This window comes from Methylobacterium sp. WSM2598, from assembly GCF_000379105.1.
Lineage (GTDB): Bacteria > Pseudomonadota > Alphaproteobacteria > Rhizobiales > Beijerinckiaceae > Methylobacterium.
The window spans coordinates 1149245-1170121 of the sequence record NZ_KB900609.1; the positions used below are offsets into that span (position 1 = coordinate 1149245).

A 20877-nucleotide genomic window follows, 5' to 3' on the forward strand; every position below is an offset into this window, starting at 1 on the left:
GAAGCCTACAGGGGATGCAGGACGCGGCGGAGGAAGTCGCGGGTGCGGGGATGCTCGGGCGCGGTGAGCACCGCGCGGGCCGCCCCCTCCTCCACGACGAGTCCGTGGTCGAGGAACAGGACGCGGTCGGCCACCTCGCGGGCGAAGCCGATCTCGTGGGTGACGACCAGCATGGTCATGCCGTCCTCGGCGAGGCCGCGCATCACCCCGAGCACGTCGCCGACGAGTTCCGGATCGAGCGCCGAGGTCGGCTCGTCGAACAGGATCGCGTCCGGCCGCATGGCGAGGGCGCGGGCGATGGCGACCCGCTGCTGCTGCCCGCCCGAGAGCTGCGGCGGGCGGGCCTCCTCCTTGCCGGACAGGCCGACGCGGGCGAGCAGGGCGCGGCCGCGCTCCGTCGCCTCGGCCCGGTCCTCGCCCTTCACGTAGACCGGCCCCTCGATCACGTTCTCCAGGGCGGTGCGGTGCGGGAACAGGTTGAAGCGCTGGAACACCATCGAGACCTGGATGCGCACGGCGCGGATCGTGGGGCTCGCCCGGTCGACCCGGCGCCCGTTCACCCGGATCTCGCCGCCGTCGTAGGATTCGAGCCCGTTGATGCAGCGCAGGAGCGTCGACTTGCCCGAGCCGGAGGGGCCGATGATGCAGACCACCTCGCCGCGCGCCACCCGCGCCGTGATGCCCTTGAGCACCGGCACCGCGCCGTAGGCCTTGCGCACGCCGTCGAGCTCGATCACCGCCGCCCCGCCCGCTTCTCGGTGTGCCGCACGATCAGGATCAGGGGCAGGCTGAGCGCCAGGTACATCAGCGCCACCAGGGTGAACACGCTGGTGTTCTTGAAGGTCGCCGAGGCGATCAGCTTGCCCTGAAGCGCGAGTTCCGCGACCGTGATGGTCGAGGCCTGCGAGGAATCCTTCAGCATCATGATCATGACGTTGCCGTAGGGCGGCAGCGCGATGCGCAGGGCCTGCGGCAGCACCACGCGCCGCATGGTGAGGCCCCAGCCCATGCCGATGGTCTGGGCCGCCTCGATCTGGCCCCCGTCGATCGCCTCGATGGCGGCCCGGAAATTCTCGGCGTGGTAGGCCGAGTAGGCGAGCCCGAGCCCGAGCACGCCCGCCTGCACGGCCGTGAGCGCGATGCCGAAATCCGGCAGCACGAAGTAGATGTAGAACAGCTGGACGATGATCGGGATGCCCCGGATCACGTTGATGAACAGCGCGCTCGCGAAGGCCAGGGAGCGCACGCCCGAGACCCGCATCATCGCCCAGACGAGCCCGAGCACGGTCGAGACCACGAGGGAGCCGAGCGTGATCAGGATCGTCAGCTGCACGCCCTGCAGCAGGATCGGAACGAACTCGCGGGCATCCGCCAGGAAGCTCTCCATGGCGCCCGGCCGCTCAGGACGGGTTCGCGGACGGCTTCAGACCCCACTTGTCCAGGATCCGGGCGAGTTCGCCGCTCTCCTTGATCCTGGCGAGGGCCGCGTCGATCTTCTCCCGCAGGTCCCTATCCTCCTTGCGCAGGCCGATCCCGACCGAGCCGACGACGGTCGGCTTGTAGCTGTCGACCAGGCGCACGTTCGGGAACAGGCCGAGCTTGAGGTTGTAGGCCAGGATCGGCCCGTCCGCGAAGCCGGCCTTGAGCCGGCCGGAATTCACGTCGCGCAGGATGTCGGGGATCGTGTCGTAGATCTTCACCTCGGAAAACAGGCCGGATTTCTTGAGGGGCTCCACGAAGGCGGTGCCGACCTGCGCCCCCACCGTCTCGCCCTTCAGGTCGGCGAAGCCGGTATAGTCCTTGGTGTCGCCCTTCGCCACGATCATCCCCTCGCCGTAGGTGTAGACCGGGGTGGAGAAGTCGATCACCTCCTTGCGGGGCGGCGTGATGAACATCGCGGCCGAGATGATGTCGATCTTCTTGGCGTTGAGTGCGGCGATGAGGGTGGAGAATTGCAGGGGCTCGACCTGGACCGTGAAGCCGGCCTCGCGCCCGACGGCCGTGATGACGTCGACCATGACGCCCTGGATGGAGTTGGTCTTGGTGTCCAGGAAGGTGAAGGGGATGCCGGTCGGCGTCGAGCCGACCTTCAGGGCGGTCTGGGCCCCGGCCGGCCCCGCGAGGGCGAGCGCGAGGGCCGCGCAGGCCGCCTGGACGAGACGCTTCATCTCGGTGCTCCTCTGAGGGGCGGACGCGCCGTCGCGCGGGCTTCCGCGGCGGATTTCATGAACGTGAACATCTGGGCATAATGCGCCGCGCAGCGCAACCAGATTTCACGCACATGAAACAGGCCGGGACGGGTCGAGGGAACGGGCAGGCCGCGCCGCGGGCCGGCGAGCGGGCGGCCGACCTCGCGATGGGCCGGCGCCTGCGCGCCCTGCGCCAGGCCCGCGGCCTGTCGCTGAAGGCGATCGCGGCGCGCACCGGCCTGTCGATCGGCTTCCTGAGCCAGGTCGAGCGCGGCCTGTCCTCCCCGTCCCTGCGGGTGCTGACGCAGCTCGCCGACCTGCTGGAGGTCGGGCTGGCGAGCCTGTTCGGCGCGGCACCCGGGCCCGCCGAGCCGATCGTCACCCGGCCGCACGAGCGCGCGGAGCTGACGCTGTGGCGCTCCGGCATCGCCAAGCAGCTGCTCACCCGGCCGGGGGCGGACGGGCATCTCAGCCTGTTCCTGATGCGGCTCGCGCCGGGCGCGAGCACGGGCGACGAGGCCCTGACCCATGGCGGCGAGGAGGCGGGGCTGGTCCTGGAGGGACGGCTCGCGCTGTGGGTGGAGGACGCGGCCCTGTCCCTGGCCGCGGGCGACAGCTTCCGCTTCGCCAGCCGGCGGCCCCACCGCTACGGCAATCCCTCGGAGACCGACGAGGCCGTGGTGCTGTGGGTGAACGCGGTGCCGCCGGGCGCCTGAGCGGGGGCGCCCCGGGGCGGGTCCGGCGCTCCCGCGGGCGCCGGCGAGTTCGCCCGATTCCGCGTCCGGCCCGGCCGCGCCGGGGCCCGGATCCCGGCCGCCTTGATCCAGCGCAAATCGCGGCGGCGCGGATGTGTCAATCTAACTTGACACTCGGGAGTGTCGACCCATGCGCATCCTCTTCGTTCACCCCAACTACCATTCGGGCGGCGCCGAGATCGCGGGGAACTGGCCTCCGGCCTGGGTGGCCTACCTCACGGGGGCGCTGCGCGCGGCGGGCTTCGACGACCTCCACTTCTTCGACGCCATGACGAACGACCTCGACGACGAGGTCCTGCGGGCCCGGATCGCCGCGCTCGCGCCCGACATCGTCGGGGCGACCGCCATCACGCCCTCGATCTACAAGGCCGAGCGGGTGCTCCAGATCGCCCGCGAGGTCCGCCCCGGCGCCGTGACGCTGCTGGGCGGCGTGCACGCCACCTTCATGTACGGCCAAGTCCTGCCGGAGGCGCCCTGGATCGACGCGGTGGTGCGGGGCGAGGGCGAGGAGATCATGGTCGAGGTCGCCCGCGCCGTGGCCGAGGGACGCTGGCCGGCCGCGCGCGCCGCGATCAGGGGCCTCGCCTACCTGGAGGAGGGCCGCGTCGTCGCGACCCCCGCCGCCCCGACCGTCAAGGCCATCGACGCGCTGTCCCCGGATTGGAGCGTGCTCGAATGGGAGAAGTACACCTACATCCCCCTCGGCGTTCGCGTCGCCATCCCCAACATGGCCCGCGGCTGCCCGTTCACCTGCTCCTTCTGCTCGCAGTGGAAATTCTGGCGCGACTACCGCATCCGCGACCCCAAGAAGGTCGTCGACGAGATCGTTGAGCTCAAGGAGAAATACGGCGTCGGCTTCTTCATCCTCGCCGACGAGGAGCCGACCATCAACCGCAAGAAGTTCATCGCCTTCTGCAAGGAGCTGATCGAGCGCGAGGTCGACATCCTGTGGGGCATCAACACGCGGGTGACGGACATCCTGCGCGACGAGGACGTGCTGCCGCTCTACCGGCGGGCGGGGCTGATCCACGTCTCGCTCGGCACCGAGGCGGCGGCGCAGCTGAAGCTCGACCTCTTCAACAAGGAGACCACCGTCGCCCAGAACAAGAAGGCCATCCAGCTGCTTCGCGAGGCCGGCATCGTCGTGGAGGCCCAGTTCATCGTCGGGCTCGAGAACGAGACGGCGGAGACGCTGGAGGAGACCTACCGGATGGCCCGCGACTGGGCGCCCGACCTCGCGAACTGGTCGATGTACACGCCCTGGCCGTTCTCGGACCTGTTCCGCGACCTCGGCGACAGAGTCGAGATCTTCGACTACGAGAAGTACAATTTCGTCACGCCGATCATCAAGCCGCAGGCCATGGACCGCGGCGAGCTGCTCGACCGCGTGATGAACAACTACCGCCGGTTCTACTTCAGGAAGGCGCTGTTCTCCTATCCCTGGTCGGGATCCGGCGCGCGCCGCCGCTACCTGCTGGGCTGCCTCAAGGCGTTCCTGAAGGCGGGATTCGAGCGCAAGTTCTACGACCTCGGCAAGGTCGAGTACTGGGGCCCGCAATCCCGCAAGACGGTGGATTTCGGCTTCGACGCGACGCGCCGGCGCGCCGCCGACACCGCGGTCGAGTGGCAGACCACCCAGAACCGCCGCTCGAAGGCGGTGATCCCGGCCGAGCTGATGGCCTGCGGCGGCGGCCGGCAGCAGATGGCCGAGGACCAGGACGGGACCCCGCCGCCCCGCGTCGCCTTCACGCGCGGCGGCCCGCGGGCCGAGGCCTGACCCCGTGAGGGCCGAGGCCGGGGCGGCCGCCCGCATCGGGCCGAACGCCGTCACCCGCGTCGCCGAGGCCCTCGCGACGCGGCACGGCCCGATCGTGCGCGACGCGGTCTTCGCCCGCGCCGGCCTGCGCCACCACCTCGCGGACCCGCCCCGCGCCATGGTGCCGGACGGGGACGTGGCGCGCCTCCACGCCGCGCTGCACGCGGTGCTGGGCCCCACCCTCGCGGGGGCGGTCGGGCGCGAGGCCGGGGAGTTGACGGGGCGCTACCTCCTGGCGCACCGCATCCCGCGCCCGCTGCGGGTGCTGCTCGCGCTCCTGCCCCGCCGGCTCGCCCTGCGCGTTCTCCTGGCGGCCATCGGCCGGCATGCCTGGACGTTCGTGGGCGCGGGCCGCTTCGAGGTCGCCTGGGCTCCCCTCCCCACCCTGGTCATCGCCGGCGGCCCGGTGAGCCGGTCCGTCACCAGCCGCGAGCCGGCCTGCGCCTATTGCGGCGCCGTGTTCGAGTCCCTGTTCCGGGACCTCGTCGACCCGCGCACCCGCGTCGTCGAGTTCGCCTGCGAGGCCGTGGGCGCGCCGGCCTGCCGCTTCGCCGTGCGGGTGGCGGAGGGGGCGCCCGGCCTCGGGCGGGCGGGCGGGCGTCCCGCGCGCGTCGGGCCGCCGGGCTCCCCTCGACAATCCGACCGAGTGTCGGACTTGTCGCCTTTGCGACACGGCGCTCGCGACCGGGAAAACACAAACAATTCAACATCATAAGTCATGGCACGGGGATTGCCGCTCGGAGGGCCGGAACCCGACCCTCACGGAGGATCCCGACATGATCTCGCTCACCGACAACGCGGTCACCGCGGTGAAGACCGCGCTCTCGCAGGCGCCGGGCACACCGACCGGCCTGCGGATCATGGTCGAGGCCGGCGGCTGCGCCGGGTACAAGTACATGATGGGGCTGGAATCCAGCGCCCGCGACGGCGACCTCGTGGTCGAGCAGGACGGCGTGCGGCTCTTCGTCGACGGCCGCTCGCAGAGCCTGGTCTCGGGGCTGCGGATCGACTTCGTCACGGCGCTCGAGACTTCGGGCTTCGTGTTCGAGAACCCGAATGCGGGGGCGAAATGCGCCTGCGGCAAGTCCTTCGGCTGAGGAGGACGCGCCATGTGGGACTATTCCGACAAGGTCAAGGACTACTTCTTCAATCCGAAGAATGCGGGCCTGCTCGCGGAGGCGAACGCGGTCGGCGAGGTCGGGGCGATCGCCTGCGGCGACGCGCTCAAGCTGATGCTCAAGGTCGATCCGGAGACGGAGGTGATCACCGAGGCCAAGTTCCAGACCTTCGGCTGCGGCTCGGCCATCGCCTCCTCCTCGGCGCTGACCGAGATCGTCATCGGCAAGACGGTCGACGAGGCGTTGGCCATCAGCAACCAGGACATCGCGGATTTCCTCGGCGGCCTGCCGCCCGAGAAGATGCACTGCTCGGTGATGGGCTACGAAGCGCTGCAGGCCGCGGTCGCCCATTACCGCGGCGAGACGGTCGAGGACGACCATGAGGAGGGCGCCCTCGTCTGCAAGTGCTTCGGCGTCGACGAGGGCATGATCGAGCGGGCGGTGCGCGCCAACGGCCTGACCACGCCCGAGCAGGTCACCTTCTACACCAAGGCGGGCGGCGGCTGCCTGACCTGCTTCGAGGCGATCGAGGGCACGCTCGCCCGCATCAACCGGGAGATGGTCGAGGCCGGCCTGCTCGCGGCGGGCGCCGCTTACCGGATCGGGGCGGCGGATCCCCGCAGCCTGAAGAGCAAGCCCCGGCTCGCCCAGGCATTCGGGGATCCCCCGGCGCCGGGCGCCAGTGCGGCGCCGGGCGCCGGCACCAGGGCGTTCCCCTCGCCCCAGAGCCCGCTCGCGCCCGCCGCGCTCACCCCGATGCAGCGCATCCGGCTGATCGACAAGGCGATCGAGGCGTTGCGGCCCGTGCTCCAGCGCGACGGGGGCGACTGCGAACTCGTCGAGGTGGAGGGCACCGTGGTGAGCGTGCGGCTCTCGGGCGCCTGCGTCGGCTGCCAGATGGCGAGCGTCACCGTGGCGGGCGTGCAGCAGCGCCTGATCGAGGCCCTCGGCCTCCCGCTCCGGGTCGTCCCGGTGAAGTAGCCCCAGACCGCCCGGAGGCGACCATGACCGCGACCCACACCACGGCCTATCTCGACAACAATGCCACCACCCGGGTCGATTCCCGGGTCGTGGAGGCCATGCTCCCGTTCCTCACCGAGCATTTCGGCAACGCCTCCTCCATGCACGCCTTCGGGGCGGCGGTGGGCGGGGCCGTGCGGGCGGCGCGGGGCGAGGTCCAGGCGCTGCTCGGCGCCGCCCACGATTCCGAGATCGTCTTCACCTCGGGCGGCACCGAGAGCGACAACACCGCGATCCTCTCCGCCCTGGAGGTGAGCCCGCGGCGGCGGGAGATCGTCACCAGCGCGGTCGAGCACCCGGCCGTGCTCTCCCTGTGCAGCCACCTGGAGAAGAACCGGGGCATCAAGGTCCACGTCATCCCGGTCGACGGGAAGGGGCGGCTCGACCGGGCGGCCTACAGCGCGGCCCTGTCGGAGCGGGTCGCCGTGGTGTCGATCATGTGGGCCAACAACGAGACCGGGACGATCTTCCCGGTCGCGGACCTCGCCGAGGAGGCGAAGGCGCACGGGGCGATGTTCCACACCGACGCGGTGCAGGCGGTGGGCAAGGTGCCGATCGACCTCAAGGCGACGGCGATCGACATGCTGTCGCTCTCGGCCCACAAGCTGCACGCGCCGAAGGGCGTCGGGGCGCTCTACCTGCGGCGCGGCCTGCGCGTCCGGCCGCTCCTGCGCGGCGGCCACCAGGAGCGGGGCCGGCGCGCCGGCACCGAGAACATCCCGGGCATCGTCGCCCTCGGCGCGGCGGCGCGGATCGCCGCGGAGGGGCTCGCCGCGGACGCGATCCGGGTCGGCGCCCTGCGCGACCGGCTGGAGAAGGGCCTGCTGCAGCGCATCCCGCACTGCTTCGTCACCGGCGACCCGGATCACCGCCTGCCCAACACCGCCAACGTCGCCTTCGCGTATATCGAGGGCGAGGGCATCCTGCTCCTGCTCAACCGGGCGGGGATCGCCGCCTCTTCGGGCTCGGCCTGCACCTCGGGCTCGCTCGAACCCTCCCACGTGCTGCGCGCCATGAAGGTGCCCGCCACGGCGGCGCACGGGGCGATCCGCTTCTCGCTCTCGCGCGAGACGACGGGCGAGGAGGTCGACCGGGTGCTCGAGGCCATGCCGGGCATCGTCGGCAAGCTGCGCGACCTGTCCCCGTTCTGGAGCGGGACGGGAAGCGAGGCCGCGTCCTTCAATCCCGTCTACGCCTGACGCCCGGCACCCCGCCGCCGCGGCGAGGGAAATGCCGAAGGCACCGAGACCAAGACACCGAGACCAAGACACCGCGACTTGGAGCGGGTCGCGGGTCCCCCGGACGCGCCCGCTCCAGGCCCCCGTCCCCCCACCCGGAGCGCGCCATGCCGGAACCGTCCTCCGCCTCCCCTCCCCCCGCACCGTCCGGGCCGCCCCCCGCCCGGACCGTGTTCCTCAACGACACCACCCTGCGCGACGGCGAGCAGGCCCCGGGCGTCGCCTTCACCCGCCGCGAGAAGATCGAGATCGCCGAGGCCCTCGCGGCGGCCGGGGTCCCGGAGATCGAGGCCGGCACGCCGGCCATGGGCGAGGACGAGATCGAGACGATCCGCTCCATCGTCTCGCTGCGGCTGCCCCTGCGGGTGATCGCGTGGTGCCGGATGCGCGAGGACGACCTCCTCGCCGCGGTCGCCGCGGGCGTGCCGGCGGTCAACCTCTCGATCCCGGTCTCGGACGCCCAGCTGCGCGGCAAGCTCGGCCGCGACCGCGTCTTCGCCCTCGACGCGGTCGCCGCGACGGTGGCGCGCGCGCGGCGCCTCGGCCTCGCGGTGGCGGTCGGCGCCGAGGACGCCTCGCGCGCCGATCCCGACTTCCTCTGCCGCGTCGCCGAAGCGGCGCGGGCGGCGGGCGCCGAGCGCCTGCGCCTCGCCGACACGCTCGGCGTGCTCGATCCCTTCGCCGCCGACGCCCTGGTCCGGCGCCTCGCCGCGGCCACCGACCTCGCCCTCGAATTCCACGCCCACGACGATCTCGGCCTCGCCACCGCCAACACGCTGGCGGCGCTGCGGGCGGGGGCGCGCCACGCCAGCGTCACCGTGACGGGGCTCGGCGAGCGGGCCGGCAACGCCGCCCTGGAGGAGGTGGCGGTGGCGCTGGCGCGGTTCGGCCAGGGGCCGACCGGGATCGACCTTCGCGCGCTGCGCCCGCTCGCCGCCGCCGTCGCGGCGGCGGCCGAGCGTCCCCTGCCGCGCGGCAAGGCCATCGTGGGCGAGGACATCTTCACCCACGAATCCGGCATCCACGTCGCCGGGCTGCTGCGGGACCGGGCGACCTACGAGGCGCTCGATCCCGGGATGCTCGGGCGCAGCCACCGCATCGTGATCGGCAAGCATTCGGGGGTGGCGGCGCTCGCCAGCGCCCTCGCCGCGCAGGGGCGCAGCCTCGACGCGGAGGTCGCCCGCGACCTCCTGGAACGGGTCCGGGCGGCGGCGGTGCGCACCAAGGCGGCGGTGCCGCCGGGCCTGCTGCGGCGCCTCCACGACGAGTGCCTGATGAGCGCGCGGCCGCTGCCGCGCTTCGCCGCCGCGGGGAGCTGAGCGATGATCATGGGATCGCGCGCGCGCCGGCTGCGGGCGCTTCAGATCGCGGAGCTCGGGCGCCTCGCCCGCGCCTCCGCGGCGCGGGCGGCGCGGCGGGGGCCTCCCCTCCCCGCCGGGGCGGGCCCCGGAGCGGGATCCGAATGCGGCGGCGCCCGGGCCGGGACGGCCGCCCGGGAGCCGCCGCTCTGGCGGCAGATCGCCGAGGACGTCGCCTGCGTCCGCTCGCGCGACCCGGCGGCGCGCCACCTCGTCGAGATCGTCACCACCTATCCGGGGGTGCACGCGGTGATCCTGCACCGCCTCGCCCACCGGCTCTGGCGCGGCGGCCTCAAGTACGCGGCCCGGCTCGTCTCCTGGGCGGCCCGCCTCGTCGCCAACGTGGACATCCATCCGGGCGCCCGGATCGGGCGGCGCTTCTTCATCGACCACGGCGCCGGCGTGGTGGTCGGCGAGACCGCGGTGATCGGGGACGACGTCACGCTCTACCACGGCGTCACGCTCGGGGGCACCTCCTGGACGCCCGGCAAGCGCCACCCGACCCTCGGCGACGGCGTCCTGGTCGGCGCGGGCGCCAAGATCCTCGGGCCGGTCGAGGTCGGCGCCGGGGCCCGGGTCGGGGCCAACTCGGTGGTGATCGCGGACGTGCCGGCCGGCATGACCGTGGTCGGCGTGCCGGGCCGCCTCGTCGCCGCGGCCCGTGCGGGCCGCCCGCGCGCGGACGGGCGCATCGACCTGGAGCATCACCGCCTGCCCGATCCCCTCGGCGCCGCCCTGGTCGCCCTCGCGGCCCGGATCGAGCGCCTGGAAACCCGTCTCGCGGCCGCGCCGGCGCCCGCCGCCGAGCCGTCCGACCCGACCTGATCCCCCTCCGAGGAGACGCCCATGGCATCGCCCTGCCTCGACCGCCTCGCCGCCCTGTCGAGCGCCGAGGAGTTCTTCCAGGTCCTCGACCTGCCCTACGCGCCCGAGGTGCTGCGCGTCGCGCGCCTGCACATCCTCAAGCGGATGGGCCAGTACCTCGCCACCACCTCCTTCGCGGGGCTCGACGACGACGCCGTCCGGCGCGCCGCCCGCGACACGCTGGAGCGCGCCTACCGGGATTTCGCGACCTCGACCCCGCTCGCCGAGCGGGTCTTCAAGGTGCTCAGGGAGCACGATCCCGAGCGCCCGCCGGCGCGGGGCGCCTTCGTGCCCCTGGCCGACATCCTGCACCCCCTGACGCAATCCTGACCCACCGTGTCGGCAAGCCGACACCGATCCGACACCCACATCCGAGCGATCATCCGAGCGACGCTCCAAGTGTCCCCAGGTGACGCTCCAAGTCATTGAAAGCGAAGACCCAGGCCGATCATCCGGCCTGGCACGGCGAATGCCTCAACGTCGAGAGGAAGACAGTGGAGTCGGCGATCTCGCCGCGCTTCCAGCAGGGTGAGCGACATGCACAGCGTGGTCTGCATCAAGCAAGTGCCGGATTCCGGACAGATCCGGGTGCATCCGGTGACGAACACGATCATGCGGCAGGGCGTGCCGACGATCATCAATCCCTACGACCTGTTCGCGCTCGAAGCGGCCCTGCGGCTGCGCGACCGCCACGGCGGCGAGGTGACGGTGCTGACCATGGGGCCGCCCATGGCGGCGGATTCCCTGCGCAAGGCCCTGGGCTTCGGGGCGGACCGGGCGGTGCTGCTCACCGACCGCGTCTTCGCGGGCTCCGACACGCTGGCGACGAGCTTCGCGCTCGCGACCGCGATCGGCCGGATCGGCGAGACCTGGGGGCCGCCCGACATCGTCTTCACCGGCAAGCAGACGATCGACGGGGACACCGCGCAGGTCGGCCCCGGCATCGCCAAGCGCCTGAACCTGACGCAGCTCACCTACGTGGCGCGGATCGCGGAACTCGACCTTGCGGCCCGCTCCGTCACGGTGGAGCGGCGCGCCGAGGGCGGCGTGCAGGTGCTGCGGACCCGCCTGCCCTGCCTCGTGACGGTGCTGGAGGGGATCAACGAGATGCGGCGCGGCAGCCTCGCGGAGGCCCTGCGCGCCGCCCGGGCCGAGATCGTGACCTGGAGCGCCAGGGAGGCCGGCATCGCCGACATCGCGCGCTGCGGCCTGCGCGGCTCGCCCACGGTCGTCAAGCGCGTCTTCGCGCCCGCGTCCCGGGCGGAGAAGGCCGCCCTGGTGCCGACCCACGGGCGCGACGCGGCGGGCCTCGCCGAGGGGCTGATCGAGGCGCTGTTCGCCCGCAGCCCCGGCCCCGAGGACGACCTCGCCCGCCTCGCGGCCGGCCAGTGATCAGGAGGACGCCATGAGCCAAGCCAAGCCCGAGTCGAAGCCGGCGGCCGGCGGCCGCGCCGGGATGAAGAAGGAGCTCCCGGAGCATTTCCGGGCCTACCAGCACGTCTGGGTGTTCGTGGAACTGGAGCGGGGCCAGGTCCACCCGGTCTCCTGGGAGCTGATGGGGGCCGGGCGGCGCCTCGCCGACAAGCTCGGCGTCTCGCTCGCCGGGGTGGTGATCGGCGCGCCCGAGAGCGGCACCCGCGCGGCGGTGGCGGAGGCCTTCTGCTACGGCGCCGACCGCGTCTATCTCTGCGAGGATCCGGTCCTCGCCCATTACCGCACCGAGCCCTACACGAAGGCGCTGACCGACCTCGTCGACGCCTACAAGCCCGAGATCCTGCTGCTGGGCGCCACCACGCTCGGGCGCGACCTCGCGGGCTCGGTCGCCACGACCCTGCTCACCGGCCTCACCGCCGACTGCACCGAGCTCGACGTCGACGCCGACAAGTCGCTCGGCGCGACCCGGCCGACCTTCGGTGGCTCGCTGCTCTGCACGATCTACACCCTGAACTACCGGCCCCAGATGGCGACCGTGCGCCCGCGGGTGATGCCGATGCCGGCGCGGGTCGAGCGGCCGGTCGGCCCGGTCATCGCCCGCGGCCTCGCCATGGCGGAGGCGGACATCGTCACCAAGGTCCTGTCCTTCGTGGCCGACCGGGACGCCTCCAGGGCCAACCTCGCCTACGCGGACGTGGTGGTGGCGGGCGGGCTCGGCCTGCAATCGGCCGAGAATTTCCAGCTCGTGCGCAACCTCGCGCTGGCGCTCGGAGCCGAGTTCGGCGGCTCCCGGCCCCTCGTGCAGAAGGGCTGGATCACCTCCGACCGCCAGATCGGGCAGACCGGCAAGACGATCCGCCCGAAGCTCTACATCGCGGCCGGCATCTCGGGCGCGATCCAGCACCGGGTCGGGGTCGAGGGCGCCGACCTCATCGTCGCCATCAACACCGATCCCAACGCGCCGATCTTCGACTTCGCCCATGTGGGCGTCGTGGCCGACGCGATCCGGCTGCTGCCGGCGCTGACCGAGGCCTTCCGGCGGCGCCTCTCGCCCCATTCCCGCGACCGACTCGCCGGCTGAGGAGCCCCGCCATGACCGTAGAGACCTTCGACGCCATCGTGGTGGGTGCCGGCATGTCCGGCAACGCCTGCGCGCTCACCCTGGCCAAGCGCGGCCTCAAGGTGCTGCAGCTGGAGCGCGGCGAGACCGCCGGCTCCAAGAACGTCCAGGGCGCCATCCTGTACGCCGACATGCTGGAGCAGCTCGTCCCGAACTTCCGCGAGGACGCGCCGCTCGAGCGCCACGTGCTGGAGCAGCGCCTCTGGATCATGGACGGCACCTCGCATGTCGGCATGCACTATCGCTCCGACGACTTCAACGAGGAGAAGCCGAACCGCTACACGATCATCCGCACCCAGTTCGACCGCTGGTTCTCGCGCCAGGTGCAGGAGGCGGGCGCGACGCTGCTCTGCGAGACGACCGCGACCGAGCTGATCCGCGACCCCTCGGGCCGGGTGATCGGGGTGCGCACGGACCGGGGCGGGGGCGTCGTCCACGCGGACGTGGTGGTGCTGGCCGAGGGCGTCAACGGGCTCCTCGGCTCGCGGACCGGCCTGCGGCCGATCCCGCGCCCCGACCACGTCGCGCTCGCCGTCAAGGAGATGCACTTCCTGCCCGCCGAGACGATCGACGCCCGCTTCAACCTGCGGGAGGATGAGGGCGTCGTGATCGAGGCGATCGGCACGATCTCCCGCGGCATGACCGGGATGGCCTTCCTGTACACCAACAAGGAGAGCCTGTCGGTCGGCCTCGGCTGCCTCGTCTCCGACTACCGCGACGGGGCCGAGACGCCCTACGGGCTGCTCGACGCCTTCAAGAAGCACCCCTCGGTGGCCCCGCTGCTCGCCGGGGCCGAGGTGAAGGAATACGCCGCCCACCTGATCCCGGAGGGCGGCTACAGGGCGATCCCGCAGCTCTGCGGCGACGGCTGGGTCGTGGTCGGCGACGCCGCGCAGTTCAACAACGCCATCCACCGCGAGGGCTCGAACCTCGCGATGACCACCGGGCGGCTCGCCGCCGAGGCCATCTTCCAGCTCAAGAGCCGGCGCCTTCCCCCGACCGCCGCCAATCTCGCCCTCTACCGCAAGATGGTCGAGGAGTCTTTCGTGATGAAGGACATGAAGAAGTACAAGGATATGCCGGCCCTGCTGCATACCCATTCCAAGAACTTCTTCCTCACCTACCCGGAGCTGATGTCGAAGGCGGCCCAGAACTTCCTGCGCGTCGACGGCGTGCCCAAGCGCGAGAAGGAGCGCGCGACCTGGCGCAGCGTCGTGCGCCGGCGCTCCCTGCCGGGGCTGATCGGCGACGCCGTGCGCGTCGCCCGCGCGTGGCGCTGAGCGGGCGCCACCCCATCCACCGCATCACCGGAGGCCCGTCATGACCGCGCGCGTCGAAGAGAAGCTCTACCAGAACCGCTACGTGGTGGATGTGGGGCGCCCCCACATCCGCATCGCGCCCCACGTCGAGCCGTCGCCCAACCTGCTCGCCATGACGCGGCTCTGCCCCGCGGGCTGCTACAGCCTGAGCGACGGCGGGCAGGTCGAGGTGGTGCCGGACGGCTGCTTCGAGTGCGGCACCTGCCGGGTGCTGTGCGAGCCGTCCGGGGAGATCGAGTGGAACTATCCCCGCGGCGGCTTCGGGGTGCTGTTCAAGTTCGGCTGAGGGGCGCGAAGATGTCGCGCGGTTCGGCGGGGCGCCCGGCCGGGACGGCCGGGCGGATCACCTCGGCACGCCGCCGCATCTCGGTCCCATGACCCAGAGTAACGAAAGATTTCGCGCCGCCGACGAACCGTCTATGCTGCGATCCGGCGGTGCGGTAACGTCGCGCCGGAGGGTTCCCCCCGGATCCCGTCCTGGAGGCAACATGAAGATCAGTGCACGCAACGTCCTGAAGGGCAAGGTGGTCTCGGTCGAGAAGGGCGCCACGACGGCGCACGTCAAGATCGAGATCGCGCCCGGCCAGATCGTGACCGCCTCGATCACGAACGAATCCGTCGACGCGCTCGCCCTGGCGGCCGGCGGCGACGCCTACGCGGTGGTGAAGGCGTCGGACGTGATGGTCGCGGTGGATTGATCCTCCCGGGGCGCGGCCCGGGCGCCTCGCGCGCCGGGCCGCGCCCCGCCGCCTCAGCTCATGAATTGCCAGCCCGCCTCGAGGTCGCGCGGATCCGCATCCTCCTCGCGGGACGGATCCGCGGAGGCGGCCGGCGGCCATTCCCCCTCCCCCCAGCGCCAGTCGCGGATCTCGGGCAGATCCTCCCCGGTCCGGCAGACGTGCTCGCGGTGGATGGCGAGCCGCTCCCGCAGGGCGCGCTCGACCCGGCCCGCCCGGGCGCCGAGGCGCGGGACGCGGCGCAGGGCCGCGATGGCGAGGTGGTGGCGGTCGAGGCGGTTCATCACCGCCATGTCGAAGGGGGTCGTCGTCGTCCCCTCCTCGATGAAGCCGTGGACGTGGAAGTTCGCGTGGTTCGTCCGCTTGTAGGTGAGCCGGTGGATCAGCCAGGGATAGCCGTGATAGGCGAAGATCACCGGCCGGTCCCGGGTGAAGATCCCGTCGAAGGCCGCGTCGTCGATGCCGTGCTCGTGCGCGTCGGGCGAGGCCAGCGTCATCAGGTCGACGACGTTGACGACGCGGATGGCGAGGTCGGGCACCGCGCGGCGGAGCGCGTCCACCGCCGCGAGCGTCTCCATCGTGGGCACGTCCCCGGCGCAGGCCATCACCACGTCCGGCTCCCCCTGCCCCTCCGTCGAGGCGAAGTCGAGGACGCCGAGCCCGGCCTCGCAGTGGCGCGCCGCCGCCTCGGGGGAGAACCATTGCGGCGCCGGCTGCTTGCCGGCCACGATGACGTTGATGCGGTCGTGCGTGCCCAGACAGTGATCCGCCACCCACAGCAGGGTGTTGGCGTCCGGCGGCAGGTAGACCCGCGCGGTGTCGCCCCGCTTGTTGGCGATGAAGTCGATGAAGCCCGGGTCCTGGTGGCTGAATCCGTTGTGGTCCTGGCGCCAGACGTGGGACGAGAGCAGCAGGTTGAGCGACGGCACCGGCCGCCGCCAGGGCAGCGCCCGGGCCGATTTCAGCCACTTGGCGTGCTGGTTCACCATCGAGTCGACGACGTGGATGAAGGCCTCGTAGCTCGCGAACAGGCCGTGGCGGCCGGTGAGCAGGTAGCCTTCGAGCCAGCCCTCGCAGAGCTGCTCGCTCAGCACCTCCATCACCCGCCCGAAGCGGCCGAGATGCTCGTCGCCGGGCAGGATCCGCTCCTGCCAGGCGCGGTCCGTCACCCCGAACACCGCGTCGAGGCGGTTCGAGGCGGTCTCGTCCGGCCCCATGATGCGCAGGTTGCGGGCCTCGGCGTTGAGGGAGAGGAGGTCGCGCAGGTAGCCGCCGAGCACCCGCGTCGCCTCCGCCTCCGTGGCGCCCGGCGCCGGGACCGGGATCGCGTGCTGCGCGAGGGGCGGCCGGCGCAGGGGCTTGGGGTGGCGCCCGCCATTGGCCTGCGGGTTGGCGGAGAGCCGCCGCTCGCCGCGCGGCGCCAGGGCGGCGAGGTCGGGCCGCAGGCGCCCGGCCGCGTCGAACAGCGTCTCCGGCGCGTAGGAGCGCAGCCACGCGTCGAGGATCGCGAGGTGCTCGGGGTTGTCGCGGATCGCCGCCACCGGGACCTGGTGGGCGCGCCAGGTCCCCTCCACGGGCTTGCCGTCGACCTGCGCCGGGCCGGTCCAGCCCTTCGGGCTCCTCAGCACGATCATGGGCCAGCGCGGGCGCTCCGCCGCGGCCTCGTGCCGGATCCGCGCGATGCGGTCGAGGGCGTCGTCGAGGGCCGCCGCCATGGCCTGGTGCATCGGGGCGGGCTCGTCGCCCGCCACCATGATCGGGTCGTAGCCGTAGCCGACGAGGAGGCTCCTCAGCTCCGCCTCGGGCATGCGGGCGAGGATGGTCGGGTTGGCGATCTTGTAGCCGTTGAGGTGGAGGATCGGCAGGACGGTGCCGTCGTGGCGCGGGTCGAGGAACTTCGCCGAGTGCCAGGAGGCGGCGAGCGCCCCGGTCTCGGCCTCGCCGTCGCCCACCACGCAGGCGACGATCAGGTCGGGATTGTCGAGGGCGGCCCCGAAGGCGTGGACGAGGGAGTAGCCGAGCTCGCCGCCCTCGTGGATCGAGCCGGGCAGCTCCGGCGAGGCGTGGCTCGGGATCCCGCCCGGGAAGGAGAATTGCCGGAACAGGCGGGCCATCCCGGCCTCGTCCTGGGCGACGTCCGGGTAGATCTCGCTGTAGGTGCCCTCCAGGTAGGCGTTGGCCACCAGCCCCGGCGCGCCGTGGCCCGGGCCCCAGACCGCGATCATGTCGAGGTCGCGCGCGCGGATCACCCGGTTCAGGTGGGCGTAGATGAAGTTCAGCCCCGGCGTGGTGCCCCAGTGGCCGAGGAGCCGCGGCTTCACCTGCGCGGGCGTCAGCGGCTCGCGCAGCAGCGGGTTCTCCATCAGGTAGATCTGCCCGACCGAGAGGTAGTTCGCCGCCCTCCAGTAGGCGTCGAGGCCGGCGAGGTCGTGCGGGGCGAGGGGCCCGGGCACGGACCCGTCCCTGCCCCGCACCGAAGCCGTCGCCCGCGTCGTTCCCGCCGTTCCCGTCATCGCATCGCTCCGCGTCGCGGCCGGCGGTCGCGCCCGGCCTCAACCGGGAGTTTCACCAGCCGGGCCGGCTCGTCATTGACGTGGATCACGGTTCGGGTGCGGTCAATCAGTGCGCGAGGAGCAGGGGCACCGGGCAGTCCGTGAGCAGGGCGGCGGTGACGCCGCCGAGCACCATCTCGCGCAGGCGGGCATGGACGAAGCCGCCCATCACCAGGAGGTCGGCCCGCGCCTGGACCGCGTGCCGGCGCAGCGTCCCGGCGACGCCGTCCTCCCCGGGCAGGTCGACCAGGGTCGCGGCGACGCCGTGCCGCGCCAGGAAGGGGCCGACCTCCGCGCCCGGCACGGCCTCGTCGGACCGGCCCGGCGCCGTCACGGTGACGACGTGGACGTCGCGGGCCTGGCGCAGCAGGGGCAGCGCGTCGCGCAGCGCGCGGGAGGCCGCGGCGCTGCCGTCCCAGGCGACCACGGCCCGGCCGGCGCGGAACTCCGTCCAGGCGGGCGGGACGACCAGGAGCGGGCCGCCGCCGTACAGGATCAGGTCCTCGATCAGGCCCCGCTGCGTGGCGAGCAGGCTGGGCTCCGCGTCGAGGAGCGTGAGGTCGTTGAGGCGCGCCCGGGCCGCGAGGCCGGCGAAGAGTTCGGCGGCGCTGAGCGCCTGCGCGCGGGCGGTGCAGCGCAGGCCCGCCGCCGCCTCGGCCCGCGCGGCCTCCGCGGCGGCCCGCGCGAGCCCGCGCAGCCGCTCGTTCTCGGTCGCGGCGAGGGAGGCCGCGAAGCCGCTGATCCAGGCATTCGGCACCACGATCTCGACCGTCATCGCCTGCACGGTCACGTGCGCCCCGGCCTGCCGGGCCAGGGACAGGCCGTAGGCGAGGGCCGCCGAGGGCGTCTGCACGCCGGACGTCTCGGTGATCTCGATGAGGAGGCTCCTGAGGGCGTCGAGCATGGCGGCGGGTCTCCGGGTGCGGCCGGGCCCTCCCCGGCCGCGGGGGGAGGATGCCCCCTCCCCCCGGCCGGGCCTTGATCCTGCGCAAGGTGCTCCTCTCCCGCGGGCGCAACCTGATCCGGATCGACCCGAGCCGGAGCGGGTGTCGGGCCGGGGCGCCGCCCCGGACGAGGCGTCCCACGGGTGCGGGGCGGAGGGGGAGTCTGCCCAATCTAATTGTCCGGCCAGGTCCGAGAAGGACGCGCAGCGTGCAAGAACCATTACAGTTTCAGATACATAACCACACAAGCGCCCTGCTCAGTTCATCCAGCTTTGCCCATTGCAATCCGCGAACATCCCGCATCTATTGTGGGCTAAAATGTGGGTGGTCATAGTTCGACGGACGCTACGATGGGCGGCAAAGGCAGGCACCCTGACAAAGCCCTTACCTCCGTGCAGGTGCGTGCCCTCAAGGTGCCCGGCCGCTACGCTGACGGCAACGGCCTCTACCTCGTGGTTGAGCCATCAGGATCGAAACGCTGGCTCCTTCGCATCGTCGTTCAGGGTAAACGCCGCGACATAGGGCTCGGTGGACTCAGCCTCGTGTCCCTAGCCGAGGCCCGTGAAAAGGCCCTCGCCTACCGCAAGCTTGCTCGCGACGGCGGTGACCCTCTGGCGGAGCGTCGCAACACGGCGGCAGCCGTACCTACCTTCGCCGAGGCGGCCGAGCAGGTGCATGCCGAGCACAAGGCATCTTGGCGGAACGAGAAGCACGCCGCGCAGTGGATCACGACACTGCGCAGGTACGCCGTCCCGCACCTTGGATCCCGCCGCGTTGATCAAATCGACACCCCTGACGTGCTGCGCGCCCTCGCGCCAATCTGGCTGACGAAGCCGGAGACTGCGCGGCGCGTACGCCAGCGCATCGGCACCGTGCTCGACTGGGCCAAAGCCGCCGGCCATCGCTCTGGTGACAACCCAGTAGATGGTGTGGCGAAGGGGTTGCCGAAGCAAGGTGAGCGGGACGAGCACCACGCCGCCCTCTCGTACGCCGAGGTTCCAACCTTCGTGGCCCGGCTACGCGCATCCGATCAGGGCGAGGTGGCCCGACTCGCTTTCGAGTTCCTGATCTTGACCGCCGCACGCACCAGCGAGGTGCTAGCACTACTTTGGCAGGTTGAAGGAACGAGAGGCCGGAGCGGCGGGTTCGCCTGGTAGGATGGTCCAGCGCGGATGGTCGCGATGGCAGCAGACGACTGGCATGGAGACCTGTCCCGCTGGCTCCAGCCGTTCCTGACGGCCCTGTCGCATCCAGCCCGCCGCGCGATGTGCCCGCTCTACGTCGCCGGCCTGATCGGACTGGGTGAGCGCAAGAGCGTCCAGCCCATGGCGGCGCGGTCCGCGGGCGTCTCCTACGACCGGCTGCACCACTTCATTGCCGCCGGGATCTGGGATGCGGCCCCCTTGGAGCGGGCGCTCGTCGCGGAGGCCGACCGGCTGGTCGGTGGTCCGGACGCGATCCTCGTGGTGGATGACACGGCCCTGCCCAAGAAAGGCGCGCACTCGGTCGGGGTCGCGCCGCAATACGCCACCACGCTCGGCAAGAACGCCAACTCTGCCAGACGCTCGTCTCGCTCACGCTCGCCCGCGGCGAGGTGCCTGTTGCTGTCGGGCTGAGGCTGTTCCTGCCCGAGGTCTGGACGGGCGATCCCGACCGGATGGCACGAGTGGGCGTGCCGGAGGATCTGCGCCGCCCGCGCACCAAGGCCGAGATCGCCTTGGCGGAGATCGACCGGGTTCGTGCCGAGGGTGCGCGCTTCGGCTGCGTGCTGGCCGATGCCGGCTACGGCAGTTCCGCCCCGTTCCGGCAGGCGTTGAGCGATCGCGGCCTGACCTGGGCGGTCGGCATCACCCGGCGCAACAAGGTCTACCCGCTCGACGTCGCGATGGTCTTCCCCGTGGCCGGGCGTGGCCGCCCGCGCCAGCGTCACGTGCCGGATCAGCCCTCAATCGCCGCCGAGACCGTTCTGGAGGATCTGGCCGGACGCGTCGTGACGTGGCGGCGCGGCACCAAGGGGCGGCTCAGAGCCCGCTTCTGCGCCGTGCGCGTGCGGGCCGCTGACGGTCCGACCCAGCGGATCGGCGCGATGGGTCATCAGCACCTCCCCGGCGAGGAGGTCTGGCTGGTGGGCGAGTTCCGCCCCTCGGGCGAGCGCAAGTACTATCTCTCGAACCTGCCGGCAGAGGCCACGCTCAAGCAGCTGGCCGGACTGATCAAGGCCCGCTGGATCTGTGAGCAGGCCCACCAGCAGATGAAGGAGGAGCTTGGCCTCGACCACTTCGAGGGCCGCTCCTGGACCGGCCTCCACGAGCTATGCAGGAATTTGGGTGACGGAGGCGGTCAGGCGGCGCGGTGATCTGGGCTCGCGACGACCTCGGTCCCGTCCCGGAAAGTGACACCCGCCACCACCTTC

At 72.2% G+C, this 20877-nt stretch carries 20 protein-coding genes and 1 pseudogene; 16 read left to right on the forward strand and 5 right to left on the reverse strand.

The genetic code is table 11. From position 1 onward, the window contains the following. Positions 1 to 5: 5 nt before the first annotated feature. From MET2598_RS0105560 to MET2598_RS0105570, 3 genes are read right to left on the reverse strand one after another with little or no spacing between them, the layout of a single operon-like run. Complete coding sequence (locus MET2598_RS0105560; RefSeq protein WP_012333369.1) at positions 6 to 737, reverse strand: amino acid ABC transporter ATP-binding protein; 732 nt, start codon at positions 735 to 737, stop codon at positions 6 to 8. Next, a complete protein-coding gene (locus tag MET2598_RS0105565; protein ID WP_018260144.1) occupies positions 734 to 1387 on the reverse strand; it encodes an amino acid ABC transporter permease in 654 nt (217 codons plus the stop codon). The genes MET2598_RS0105560 and MET2598_RS0105565 overlap by 4 nt, the downstream gene beginning before the upstream one ends. A 13-nt stretch (positions 1388 to 1400) precedes the next feature. Next, complete coding sequence (locus tag MET2598_RS0105570) at positions 1401 to 2168, reverse strand: ABC transporter substrate-binding protein (RefSeq protein ID WP_018260145.1); 768 nt, start codon at positions 2166 to 2168, stop codon at positions 1401 to 1403. Between the two features lie 113 nt (positions 2169 to 2281). Here MET2598_RS0105570 and MET2598_RS0105575 point away from each other — a divergent pair, with 113 nt between their 5' ends. From MET2598_RS0105575 to MET2598_RS0105640, 14 genes are all read left to right on the forward strand, one after another. Further along, a complete protein-coding gene (locus tag MET2598_RS0105575) occupies positions 2282 to 2905 on the forward strand; it encodes a cupin domain-containing protein (RefSeq protein ID WP_012333366.1) in 624 nt (207 codons plus the stop codon). Positions 2906 to 3074: 169 nt separating this feature from the next. Then, positions 3075 to 4721 carry a magnesium-protoporphyrin IX monomethyl ester anaerobic oxidative cyclase gene (gene bchE, locus MET2598_RS0105580; protein WP_018260146.1) on the forward strand — a complete coding sequence of 549 codons (1647 nt, stop codon included), beginning with the start codon at positions 3075 to 3077 and terminating at the stop codon, positions 4719 to 4721. A gap of 4 nt (positions 4722 to 4725) precedes the next feature. Next, on the forward strand, positions 4726 to 5475 hold the full coding sequence (bchJ, locus tag MET2598_RS35975) for a bacteriochlorophyll 4-vinyl reductase (protein WP_018260147.1): 750 nt from the start codon (positions 4726 to 4728) through the stop codon (positions 5473 to 5475). A 61-nt stretch (positions 5476 to 5536) separates the two neighbouring features. Further along, positions 5537 to 5857: a HesB/IscA family protein gene (locus MET2598_RS0105590; protein ID WP_012333363.1), complete on the forward strand. Its 321-nt coding sequence runs from the start codon at positions 5537 to 5539 to the stop codon at positions 5855 to 5857. Between the two features lie 12 nt (positions 5858 to 5869). Beyond that, positions 5870 to 6859, forward strand: a complete 990-nt coding sequence (nifU, locus tag MET2598_RS0105595; protein WP_018260148.1) for a Fe-S cluster assembly protein NifU — start codon at positions 5870 to 5872, stop codon at positions 6857 to 6859. Between the two features lie 23 nt (positions 6860 to 6882). Further along, on the forward strand, positions 6883 to 8097 hold the full coding sequence (gene nifS, locus MET2598_RS0105600) for a cysteine desulfurase NifS (RefSeq protein WP_012333361.1): 1215 nt from the start codon (positions 6883 to 6885) through the stop codon (positions 8095 to 8097). Between the two features lie 146 nt (positions 8098 to 8243). Beyond that, on the forward strand, positions 8244 to 9455 hold the full coding sequence (gene nifV / locus MET2598_RS0105605) for a homocitrate synthase (protein ID WP_026190534.1): 1212 nt from the start codon (positions 8244 to 8246) through the stop codon (positions 9453 to 9455). Positions 9456 to 9458: 3 nt separating this feature from the next. Next, complete coding sequence (gene cysE / locus MET2598_RS0105610) at positions 9459 to 10319, forward strand: serine O-acetyltransferase (protein ID WP_018260150.1); 861 nt, start codon at positions 9459 to 9461, stop codon at positions 10317 to 10319. Positions 10320 to 10340: 21 nt separating this feature from the next. Then, positions 10341 to 10688, forward strand: a complete 348-nt coding sequence (gene nifW / locus MET2598_RS0105615) for a nitrogenase stabilizing/protective protein NifW (protein WP_018260151.1) — start codon at positions 10341 to 10343, stop codon at positions 10686 to 10688. Between the two features lie 207 nt (positions 10689 to 10895). Further along, positions 10896 to 11750 carry an electron transfer flavoprotein subunit beta/FixA family protein gene (locus MET2598_RS0105620; protein WP_018260152.1) on the forward strand — a complete coding sequence of 285 codons (855 nt, stop codon included), beginning with the start codon at positions 10896 to 10898 and terminating at the stop codon, positions 11748 to 11750. Positions 11751 to 11763: 13 nt separating this feature from the next. Next, the gene (locus MET2598_RS0105625) at positions 11764 to 12873 is read left to right on the forward strand and encodes an electron transfer flavoprotein subunit alpha/FixB family protein (RefSeq protein WP_018260153.1); all 1110 of its coding nucleotides are present in this window, start codon (positions 11764 to 11766) and stop codon (positions 12871 to 12873) included. Between the two features lie 11 nt (positions 12874 to 12884). Then, positions 12885 to 14192: an FAD-dependent oxidoreductase gene (locus MET2598_RS0105630; protein WP_012333355.1), complete on the forward strand. Its 1308-nt coding sequence runs from the start codon at positions 12885 to 12887 to the stop codon at positions 14190 to 14192. A 40-nt stretch (positions 14193 to 14232) separates the two neighbouring features. Further along, entirely contained in the window at positions 14233 to 14517 is a 285-nt protein-coding gene (locus MET2598_RS0105635; RefSeq protein ID WP_012333354.1) for a ferredoxin family protein, read from the forward strand. Positions 14518 to 14719: 202 nt separating this feature from the next. Further along, positions 14720 to 14929 carry a TOBE domain-containing protein gene (locus MET2598_RS0105640; RefSeq protein WP_012333353.1) on the forward strand — a complete coding sequence of 70 codons (210 nt, stop codon included), beginning with the start codon at positions 14720 to 14722 and terminating at the stop codon, positions 14927 to 14929. A gap of 53 nt (positions 14930 to 14982) precedes the next feature. Here the strand turns inward: MET2598_RS0105640 and MET2598_RS0105645 are convergent, their stop codons facing one another. Together MET2598_RS0105645 and MET2598_RS0105650 are read right to left on the reverse strand one after the other, a co-directional pair. Next, on the reverse strand, positions 14983 to 17481 hold the full coding sequence (locus MET2598_RS0105645) for a phosphoketolase family protein (RefSeq protein ID WP_012333352.1): 2499 nt from the start codon (positions 17479 to 17481) through the stop codon (positions 14983 to 14985). A 106-nt stretch (positions 17482 to 17587) separates the two neighbouring features. Then, a complete protein-coding gene (locus MET2598_RS0105650; RefSeq protein ID WP_018260154.1) occupies positions 17588 to 18424 on the reverse strand; it encodes a universal stress protein in 837 nt (278 codons plus the stop codon). A 390-nt stretch (positions 18425 to 18814) separates the two neighbouring features. Here MET2598_RS0105650 and MET2598_RS35980 point away from each other — a divergent pair, with 390 nt between their 5' ends. Further along, positions 18815 to 19621 (forward strand): tyrosine-type recombinase/integrase, encoded by an 807-nt coding sequence (locus MET2598_RS35980; protein ID WP_018260155.1) that lies wholly within the window; start codon positions 18815 to 18817, stop codon positions 19619 to 19621. A 24-nt stretch (positions 19622 to 19645) separates the two neighbouring features. Next, positions 19646 to 20772, forward strand: a pseudogene (locus MET2598_RS35985) (IS701 family transposase); the annotation flags it as partial. Positions 20773 to 20877: the final 105 nt, after the last annotated feature.

Excerpts from the sequence above, each read along its gene's own strand:
- nifS (WP_012333361.1), top strand. The coding sequence starts at position 6,883 with ATGACCGCGACCCACACCACGGCCTATCTCGACAACAATGCCACCACC.
- cysE (WP_018260150.1), top strand. The coding sequence starts at position 9,459 with ATGATCATGGGATCGCGCGCGCGCCGGCTGCGGGCGCTTCAGATCGCG.
- MET2598_RS0105590 (WP_012333363.1), top strand. The coding sequence starts at position 5,537 with ATGATCTCGCTCACCGACAACGCGGTCACCGCGGTGAAGACCGCGCTC.
- MET2598_RS0105645 (WP_012333352.1), bottom strand. The coding sequence starts at position 17,481 with ATGACGGGAACGGCGGGAACGACGCGGGCGACGGCTTCGGTGCGGGGC.
- MET2598_RS0105640 (WP_012333353.1), top strand. The coding sequence starts at position 14,720 with ATGAAGATCAGTGCACGCAACGTCCTGAAGGGCAAGGTGGTCTCGGTC.
- MET2598_RS0105630 (WP_012333355.1), top strand. The coding sequence starts at position 12,885 with ATGACCGTAGAGACCTTCGACGCCATCGTGGTGGGTGCCGGCATGTCC.
- MET2598_RS0105625 (WP_018260153.1), top strand. The coding sequence starts at position 11,764 with ATGAGCCAAGCCAAGCCCGAGTCGAAGCCGGCGGCCGGCGGCCGCGCC.
- MET2598_RS0105620 (WP_018260152.1), top strand. The coding sequence starts at position 10,896 with ATGCACAGCGTGGTCTGCATCAAGCAAGTGCCGGATTCCGGACAGATC.
- MET2598_RS35980 (WP_018260155.1), top strand. The coding sequence starts at position 18,815 with ATGGGCGGCAAAGGCAGGCACCCTGACAAAGCCCTTACCTCCGTGCAG.
- nifW (WP_018260151.1), top strand. The coding sequence starts at position 10,341 with ATGGCATCGCCCTGCCTCGACCGCCTCGCCGCCCTGTCGAGCGCCGAG.
- nifU (WP_018260148.1), top strand. The coding sequence starts at position 5,870 with ATGTGGGACTATTCCGACAAGGTCAAGGACTACTTCTTCAATCCGAAG.
- MET2598_RS0105635 (WP_012333354.1), top strand. The coding sequence starts at position 14,233 with ATGACCGCGCGCGTCGAAGAGAAGCTCTACCAGAACCGCTACGTGGTG.
- MET2598_RS0105570 (WP_018260145.1), bottom strand. The coding sequence starts at position 2,168 with ATGAAGCGTCTCGTCCAGGCGGCCTGCGCGGCCCTCGCGCTCGCCCTC.
- bchE (WP_018260146.1), top strand. The coding sequence starts at position 3,075 with ATGCGCATCCTCTTCGTTCACCCCAACTACCATTCGGGCGGCGCCGAG.
- MET2598_RS0105565 (WP_018260144.1), bottom strand. The coding sequence starts at position 1,387 with ATGGAGAGCTTCCTGGCGGATGCCCGCGAGTTCGTTCCGATCCTGCTG.
- MET2598_RS0105650 (WP_018260154.1), bottom strand. The coding sequence starts at position 18,424 with ATGCTCGACGCCCTCAGGAGCCTCCTCATCGAGATCACCGAGACGTCC.
- MET2598_RS0105575 (WP_012333366.1), top strand. The coding sequence starts at position 2,282 with ATGAAACAGGCCGGGACGGGTCGAGGGAACGGGCAGGCCGCGCCGCGG.
- nifV (WP_026190534.1), top strand. The coding sequence starts at position 8,244 with ATGCCGGAACCGTCCTCCGCCTCCCCTCCCCCCGCACCGTCCGGGCCG.